At 42.1% G+C, this 7,538-nt stretch carries 9 protein-coding genes; 5 read left to right on the plus strand and 4 right to left on the minus strand.

Annotation, left to right across the window (positions count from 1 at the left end):
- The first annotated feature begins 100 nt into the window (after positions 1–100).
- Positions 101–610, plus strand: coding sequence for a hypothetical protein (locus VB740_RS16175; RefSeq protein WP_323200988.1), 510 nt, complete (start codon positions 101–103; stop codon positions 608–610).
- A 414-nt stretch (positions 611–1,024) separates the two neighbouring features.
- Complete coding sequence (locus tag VB740_RS16180) at positions 1,025–2,638, plus strand: NAD(P)H-quinone oxidoreductase subunit 4 (protein ID WP_323200989.1); 1,614 nt, start codon at positions 1,025–1,027, stop codon at positions 2,636–2,638.
- A gap of 111 nt (positions 2,639–2,749) precedes the next feature.
- Here VB740_RS16180 and VB740_RS16185 read toward each other — a convergent pair whose 3' ends face one another.
- The 4 genes from VB740_RS16185 to VB740_RS16200 form a co-directional block, all read right to left on the minus strand.
- Positions 2,750–3,310, minus strand: a complete 561-nt coding sequence (locus tag VB740_RS16185; RefSeq protein ID WP_323200990.1) for an antibiotic biosynthesis monooxygenase — start codon at positions 3,308–3,310, stop codon at positions 2,750–2,752.
- A gap of 195 nt (positions 3,311–3,505) precedes the next feature.
- Entirely contained in the window at positions 3,506–4,444 is a 939-nt protein-coding gene (locus VB740_RS16190) for a gluconolactonase (protein WP_323200991.1), read from the minus strand.
- A 6-nt stretch (positions 4,445–4,450) separates the two neighbouring features.
- On the minus strand, positions 4,451–5,197 hold the full coding sequence (locus VB740_RS16195) for an SDR family oxidoreductase (protein WP_323200992.1): 747 nt from the start codon (positions 5,195–5,197) through the stop codon (positions 4,451–4,453).
- A gap of 96 nt (positions 5,198–5,293) precedes the next feature.
- Complete coding sequence (locus tag VB740_RS16200) at positions 5,294–5,974, minus strand: NADPH-dependent F420 reductase (protein WP_323200993.1); 681 nt, start codon at positions 5,972–5,974, stop codon at positions 5,294–5,296.
- A gap of 73 nt (positions 5,975–6,047) precedes the next feature.
- On the opposite strand from VB740_RS16200, the gene VB740_RS16205 reads away from it, so the two are divergent.
- From VB740_RS16205 to VB740_RS16210, 3 genes are read left to right on the plus strand one after another with little or no spacing between them, the layout of a single operon-like run.
- Positions 6,048–6,653, plus strand: coding sequence for a Uma2 family endonuclease (locus VB740_RS16205; protein ID WP_323200994.1), 606 nt, complete (start codon positions 6,048–6,050; stop codon positions 6,651–6,653).
- A 46-nt stretch (positions 6,654–6,699) separates the two neighbouring features.
- The gene (locus tag VB740_RS36795; protein WP_416289968.1) at positions 6,700–6,795 is read left to right on the plus strand and encodes an element excision factor XisH family protein; all 96 of its coding nucleotides are present in this window, start codon (positions 6,700–6,702) and stop codon (positions 6,793–6,795) included.
- Complete coding sequence (locus VB740_RS16210; protein ID WP_323200995.1) at positions 6,792–7,424, plus strand: retropepsin-like domain-containing protein; 633 nt, start codon at positions 6,792–6,794, stop codon at positions 7,422–7,424. The genes VB740_RS36795 and VB740_RS16210 overlap by 4 nt, the downstream gene beginning before the upstream one ends.
- The last annotated feature ends 114 nt before the right edge of the window (positions 7,425–7,538 follow it).

Genomic DNA, 7,538 nt, shown 5'->3' on the forward strand with positions numbered 1-7,538 from the left:
GAGACGTAGCAGTGCTACGTCTCTACATCCAGATTCATACTTTAATTCAGCAACGTTAAAAATCCAATGACTATTTTACTCAGCACTTAAAACTCGATTTATGGAGCAAATTCAGGCTGAAATGGCGGCGCTTAAATCTCAAATTCAGATTCTCCTAGAAGAACGCGCTGCACTCACTATTAATAATGTCATCTCTGGCGAGAATGATTCACCCCAGGCAATGGTTGAAGCCTATCGCCGCCAAGCCAGAGAAAATGCCCAATTATCAGTTGAACTCCAGGGCATAGATGCAGCGATCGCAGCTTTGGAAGGCCAAATAAAACAAAAACAAGGTAAGCTAGTGCGATCGCAAGTTGTATCAAAAGAACTTATCCAACAGCAAGAGCTAGAAGAAGCCAAAGAAGTGGCACAGGTTCATGCTCAACGCATTAATCAACTAGCAAGCGAACTGGCGGCAGAAGTCCGCCTCCTTAAACGTTGTGCCAATGAATTGAGTCCAATGTATTGGCGGATTTATTACAAGCCCTTCATCACTGGGTTTAAGACAATCTCCGTCCCTTATGTCCGCTCTGATGGGGAAGTTTGGACAATTGTCAACCGGATTGTTTAATGGTCAGCCCCAAGTACTTTTAACCTCTCCCCAAACCTCTCTCCTAAGAGGAGAGAGGCTTTGAATCTTACTCCCCTTCCCTTGTAGGGAAGGGCTGGGGGTTAGGTCTATGACTCAACTTAGAAGCGTAGACTAAATAGCTCTGACAATTGGCCTAGAAAATATGACGGTATTGTAACGGTGGCTTTAGCTGCCGTTTTTTGTTGACGTTGCAAAAGTTTACATTTAGAATGGAATCGGCAAAATCCGATAAGTATTTATTCTTATCCATCCTGATAATTTGGAATTCGATGAGTATATATTCTTATCTATGCCAAAAATTTAATCCTCTAGGGTTAAGGAATGTTTACAAAAGTATTGATTCCTTAATATAATGAAATTAAAAGCGATAAGGCAAATTGATTGTCAGAAGTGATGAATGCTATTGAATTTCCCTGGCTAACAGCCATAATCCTCTTACCCTTGGTGGCTGCCTTAGCCATCCCCTTAATCCCAGACAAAGAAGGTAGAACTGTGCGGTGGTATGGTTTGGGAGTTGCGATCGCTGACTTTGCACTGATGATTTATGCCTTTTGGTACAAGTACGACTTTCAGAGTTCAACACTCCAATTTGTAGAAAACTATCCTTGGATACCGCAGTTAGGTTTGCATTGGGCTGTGGGGGTTGATGGTTTATCGATGCCCTTGCTGCTTCTAACAGGCTTAATAAATACCCTCGCAATATTCGCGGCTTGGAAAGTTACCACCAAGCCGCGATTATTTTATGGTTTGATGTTAGCGATGTACAGCGCCCAGCTTGGCGTATTTGTCGCCCAAGATTTGCTGCTGTTCTTCCTAATGTGGGAAATCGAGTTAGTGCCGGTTTACCTGCTGATTTCCATCTGGGGAGGACAAAACCGCCGTTATGCGGCTACCAAATTCATTCTTTACACCGCCGCCGCATCAATATTTATCTTGATTGCTGGTTTTGCAATGGCATTCTCTGGAGATACCGTCACCTTCGACATGGCGACTCTGGGAATGAAAGAATACCCCAAAACTTTGGAATTGTTGGTTTATGCAGGTTTCTTAATTGCCTTCGGTGTAAAATTACCGATTTTCCCTTTACACACTTGGCTACCTGATGCCCACGGTGAAGCATCAGCACCCGGTTCAATGATTTTGGCTGGTGTGTTGTTAAAAATGGGTGGTTATGCCCTGATCCGCTTCAATGTGGAAATGTTGCCCAATGCTCATGTGACTTTTGCCCCAGTGCTGGCAATTTTGGGTGTGGTTAACATTGTCTACGGTGCTTGCTGTGCCTTCGCTCAAACCAATCTCAAACGCCGCTTGGCTTACTCTTCAATTGCCCACATGGGGTTTGTGCTGATTGGGATTGCCTCTTACACAGAACTGGGTATCAGCGGTGCAGTGCTACAAATGGTTTCTCACGGCTTGATTGCTGCTAGCTTATTCTTCCTGTCTGGCGTGACTTACGATCGCACCCACACCTTGATGATGGATAAAATGGGCGGTATGGCTAAGGTAATGCCTAAAACCTTTGCTCTGTTTACCATCGGTTCAATGGCTTCTCTCGCTTTACCAGGAATGAGTGGTTTTGTGGGTGAGTTGATGGTATTTCTCGGTATCGCCACCAGTGATGTTTACAGTTCTAGCTTCAAGGTTGTAGTTGTGCTACTCTCAGCAGTTGGCGTGATTTTGACACCAATTTATTTACTTTCGATGCTGCGTCAAGTGTTCTACGGCGAGCAAAGTCAAGAGTTGCACCTGGATGCTGTAATATCTGATGTCAAACCCCGCGAAATATTTATTACCGCTTGTTTGCTGCTGCCAATCATCGGTATCGGGTTTTATCCCAAATTGGCAACGCAGACTTATGATGTGAAAGCAGTAGAATTAGCCGCCCATGCTCGTGAAGTTCTACCAGTCGTTGCTCATCAACAACCATCAAGTCTGTACTCGCGGATTTTTACAGCACCAACATTGGCTACTTCTCAAGTTGAAAGTTCGATTAACATTTCTGAGTAAATTAACTTCCCATTAAGGGGTCTGCAAGTAAATTCTAAATTATTAGGGCAATAAAGGGGTGGTTAGATAACTACCCCTAAAATTTTGGCATTTTAGAGGGGCGATCAGGTGCTAAACTTTTCGTAATTTAGGATATAGCCAAGAACTAAACAAACGGCTAACTCTAGGCATGACAACATAAGTTAATAGCAAAACCATAGTAATGGTAATGATCAACGAAATAATTAAGGGAGGTAAGCCGCGAAGCAGGGGCGTTATAAATGTATTCAACAAATTAATCAACACAAATACAGTTCCCCAAGTTAGCAATGCTGTTTTATAGCGCGGTGGAGTTTTCAGTGGTTGACCGGGAAGAGAAAACCAAGCTTCTAATCCACAGATTTGTTGAACATCAGGATCGGATTCCACCAAATTTTTACCTTGATTCAGCCAATATTCGCGATCGCGTGATGTCATCCACACCTTTAAATTTTCATAACCGTCAAACCGAAAAATTATCACATATTCATTTCGCACTCCAAGTTGGGGACGAATCACATTTGTTCCTAGATGCCCTAGATAGGTTCTGGCAACACTAGTAATATCTTTTAACCAAGCCTCGTAAGCGTTTTCACATCCTGGTTTAACAAGTTGTGTAATGACCACGGTTACAAATTGCTCGTCCTGTTCCATCTTTATAAATTTTGGATTTTAGATTTTGGATTGATCCTATGAATAAATTCAAGGCTTGGGGATTTTGGATTTATTTCACGTAGCTTGCTTTTCGCAAAACAAGTACAAATTCGTTGGAGAGCCAACAAATTTAAATTTTGGATTTAGAAGTTTTAATCCAAAATCCAAAATTTAAAATCTAAAATTGCATCATTCTCAACCCAAGGGATATCCAGCTTTTCCAACCTCAAGCCGAACAACATTAGCAGGAACAACACCAGTAGGTGGAGGTAAAAACATTCCACCATTAGTTACAACGTAAATTGCAGTGCGTAGGCGTAGCCCGTCGTAGACATCGCCCTCACTTTGACCAAAAGCCACTGCTGTGCTACCAATTACACCTGACTCGGCTTGAGCAATGATAGTAGTAGTGCGATCGCTTGCAATTCGTACCACACTATTGTAAATGTGCGTTGCTCCATAAAGGTTGCCTTCCACATCAAAGGCAAAGTCATCAATATTAGTTTGCTCAACAAAAATTTCCGGCTCACCTGGTTTATTAGTGCTATTGATGGGAATCCGCAACAGCAACATTTTTTCCGTATTTGAAACGTAGAGGAAATCACCAAAACGCTTCAAGCCATTTGCAGCCGGAAACGCGCTTTCCGAATTGCTACGAGCAAGCATTGGATGTTCTAGCCAAATTGATCCACTGGGTTGAGCAACATCAATCAGCCAGATTGCACCACGATAGGAATCTGCTGTCAAATACTGAGTGTCAGAAAGTGGGGTGATGCCATTGAGAAATATTGCGTCTGGCAGTGTCAGCAACGTTTCCACCGTGCCATCACTTTTAACTAGAGAAACCGCAGGTATAGAATCAGCATTCCATCCTGTTGCCACCAGATCGCCGTTGGTAGTAAAAGCAAGACCACTTACTTTGCCCTCAACAGTGGCATGAATTTGCTGATTGCCATCTGGGGTAATGCGAATAATCTCGCCAACTTCGTGATTGGTTACAAAAATTGTGCCATCTGGTGCGATCGCTAGATTTTCCAAAAAAGTATTGACCGGGAACGAGGCAATAATTTTAGCAGGTGCTAATTCAATCGGCTTATCTGCGTAAATAGGCGGTAAACCTGCGGAATCTCCCATATTAACCTACCATTGTACTTGAATAGGGCCACCAAACTTTCGCATCTCTGCAAAAAACAGTCCTTGCGCTCCTCCATCGGGAAGTGTTGCTAAATAGACAGCAGTTTCGGCTCCTTCTTCTGCCGTGAACGGGGCATCATCTCCCCCCATATCTGTCTTCATCCAACCCGGAGAATAGGCATTTACGAGAATATTAGTACCTTGGAGTTCCTTGGCGAGAAGCACAGTTAGTCCATTTACTCCTACCTTTGAGAGTCGATAAGAAGGCGCTAAAGGGTAGTAGTCAGTGGGAACTGATGTTAGAGATGCCATTTCCGTTGAGATATTGACAATGCGACCGTAGTTTTGCACCTTCATCAACGGAATTAATGCTTGAGAAATTCTGAGTACTGCTAGAACATTGGTTTCAAAGGTCGATCGCATCGTTTCCAGTTGCACAGTCAGTAAGCTCGATTCCTCCGGCTTAGTTGTAGGATTCACGCCTGCATTATTGACCAGAATATCTACCTTACCGTAAGTTTCACGCAACCACTCTGTAAACTGCTGCACACTTCCATCATTGCTGACATCCAGCGTGTGATAGTCAACATCAAGCCCTTCACTGGTAAGCTGCCCTTTAGCAGTAAGACCATCTGTTTCATTACGACTCGTCAGAATTACGCGGTTGCCAATTTGGGATAATTGACGGGAAATAGCATAGCCTAGCCCTCGATTACTGCCTGTTACCACAGCAATCCTTTTTTGAGTCGTCATTTTTATGACCTTGAAACTGGTTTTGATTGTACTTTACTGAGATGCAATGAATTAAGCAAGTCGATTGCAGCAATGTATTTAATCAATGATTCTGACTTACTTCAAACTCGAAGCTTGCCGTCCACCTAAGCGTTGTTCTGACGCTGTAGGTAAGACATTGACAGAGATAGTTGCATAAACACCGTGTTTTTGACCACCTATAATCAGGCGAATAAAATCTCCTAAGCCTTCTACCAATCGAGCATTACGTAAAACCCCAGAATCTACTGCTAAAAATCCGATTTCTTCAGCAAGCCCCATCACTGTTTTTCTGGCTTGTTCATCATCTCCTGCAACAAAAACAGAAACTCCATAATCCTTTAATGGTTCAGGTGCTAATTCAAATACTTCCTGCGCCATAGTATTAAAAGCTTTTACCACCTGCGCTTGAGGTACATCTTTAGCAAGCTTTTCGGCTAGAGATTCTACTATTGGTGAATAAGCAAATCCTTCAGGAATATCCTGATTATTACAATCAATAATAATTTTACTGTCGAGAAGTTCAGGATGAGAAAGTAACTGTTTTGGCATAATGTTGCGTACTGTCCACAAAATTACATCAGCAAACACCGCCGCCTGATCATTTGTTCCACCCTGCGTTCCGCGTCCGGCAAACTCTGCTGTTGCTTTTCCTTTTTCGGCATCACGAGAGCCAAAAAATACTTCATGCCCCTGCTCTGCCCAGAGTATACCTAGAGAGCGCCCCATGTTTCCACTGCCAATAATTCCAATCTTCATGAGTTAACCCTCATTCCACCGTAGATTGTGAAAAGATTATAGTTAAAGCAGGTGAAGTAGCCACAAAGCCATTATGACCACCAACTTACCTGTAGCCACAGAAATTATACCAGTGGTTTTGCAATTGCAACCTGCGATCGCACTAACCGAAGATCAGTTTTATGAGTTTTGTCAGCTAAACCATGACTTTCGCATCGAACGTAATGCTGCTGGAGAATTAGTGATTATGCCCCCTACTGGTTCCGAAACCGATCAACATAACTTTGACATTATTGTTCAGTTGGGTATTTGGACGAAGCAAGACGGTACAGGTGTAGGGTTTGGTTCCAGTGGTGGGTTTACTTTGCCTAATGGTGCGGTGCGTTCTCCAGATGCGGCGTGGATAAAACGCGATCGCTGGGAGGCGATACCATCAGAACTGCGAAAAAAATTTGCACCGATTTGTCCTGAGTTTGTGATTGAATTGCGTTCTGAAACTGATAACTTGCGAATTTTGCAAGACAAGATGCAAGAGTATATTGATAATGGGACGCAACTTGGTTGGTTAATTGATAGAAAACAACGCCGAGTTTTTATTTATCGTCCTAATATTGCAGTTGAGGTATTAGATAACCCTAAGACACTTTATGGTGAACCATTGCTACTTGGGTTTGTTTTGGATTTAAGTCAGGTTTGGTAGGGAGTAACCTAGTTTTATAGTACCGAAATCAAAATTCTAGGAATCTATGGCGGCGAAAGACATATTCCATGATGCAGTAAAACTCGCTTTAGAGAAAGAGGGTTGGCTCATCACTAATCCACGGACAAAACTAAATATATGAATACAACACCATCTAAAAGTGAAAGAGACGAAATGTTCAAGTGGTTGAATCGTAACCGCCAGATGTTATTATATTTATATAAAAATCAATATATCGCTTACAATCCAAATGGAATAATTGCTCACAGTGAAAACTTACGCGAAGTTTTAGCATTAGCTAATGCTGCAAAACAGCCTTTTTTAATTTACCTAGTTCCTCGTCGCACTGCTTCTATAGAAATTTTACCAATTCGCTTCCGCAGCATTGCTCGACATGATTGGCAACCAAATTATAGCGTAATTTTAAAGCACAGAGATATAGAATCTAATACAACAATGTTAGTAGATTCTGGTGCTGAATTAAGTTTAATTTCATTAAAAGTTGGTCAAGATTTAGGCTATGCTTTGGCTGATTCCGAATCAACTTTGTTGGCAGAAACTATAGGTGGCAGAGTTGAATACGTTTTACGTAATGTAGAAATGGCAATTGATGAACACAATTTTATCGCTCCTGTAGCATGGTTACAAACCAATACAGGCGGAGAACAATTGCTTTTAGGTCGAGAAGTTGTATTTGATAAATTTAATATTGAATTTAGGCAAGCTGAGGAGCAAATTATTTTTACATGGCGTGAAGATTTGAAGTTATAAAAAAGTGGACTTCTTCAGGAATCTGGCTCACTAGCTTACAGCACTTTGCAACTAAATGAACGTGAGTTCGACAAGTCTTATTTGACCTCTCCCCCAACCCCTCTCCGACACGGA

The organism is Nostoc sp. UHCC 0251, from assembly GCF_034932245.1.
Classification (GTDB): domain Bacteria; phylum Cyanobacteriota; class Cyanobacteriia; order Cyanobacteriales; family Nostocaceae; genus Nostoc.

Excerpts from the sequence above, each read along its gene's own strand:
- VB740_RS16175 (WP_323200988.1), top strand. The coding sequence starts at position 101 with ATGGAGCAAATTCAGGCTGAAATGGCGGCGCTTAAATCTCAAATTCAG.
- VB740_RS16180 (WP_323200989.1), top strand. The coding sequence starts at position 1,025 with ATGAATGCTATTGAATTTCCCTGGCTAACAGCCATAATCCTCTTACCC.
- VB740_RS16185 (WP_323200990.1), bottom strand. The coding sequence starts at position 3,310 with ATGGAACAGGACGAGCAATTTGTAACCGTGGTCATTACACAACTTGTT.
- VB740_RS16190 (WP_323200991.1), bottom strand. The coding sequence starts at position 4,444 with ATGGGAGATTCCGCAGGTTTACCGCCTATTTACGCAGATAAGCCGATT.
- VB740_RS16195 (WP_323200992.1), bottom strand. The coding sequence starts at position 5,197 with ATGACGACTCAAAAAAGGATTGCTGTGGTAACAGGCAGTAATCGAGGG.
- VB740_RS16200 (WP_323200993.1), bottom strand. The coding sequence starts at position 5,974 with ATGAAGATTGGAATTATTGGCAGTGGAAACATGGGGCGCTCTCTAGGT.
- VB740_RS16205 (WP_323200994.1), top strand. The coding sequence starts at position 6,048 with ATGACCACCAACTTACCTGTAGCCACAGAAATTATACCAGTGGTTTTG.
- VB740_RS36795 (WP_416289968.1), top strand. The coding sequence starts at position 6,700 with ATGGCGGCGAAAGACATATTCCATGATGCAGTAAAACTCGCTTTAGAG.
- VB740_RS16210 (WP_323200995.1), top strand. The coding sequence starts at position 6,792 with ATGAATACAACACCATCTAAAAGTGAAAGAGACGAAATGTTCAAGTGG.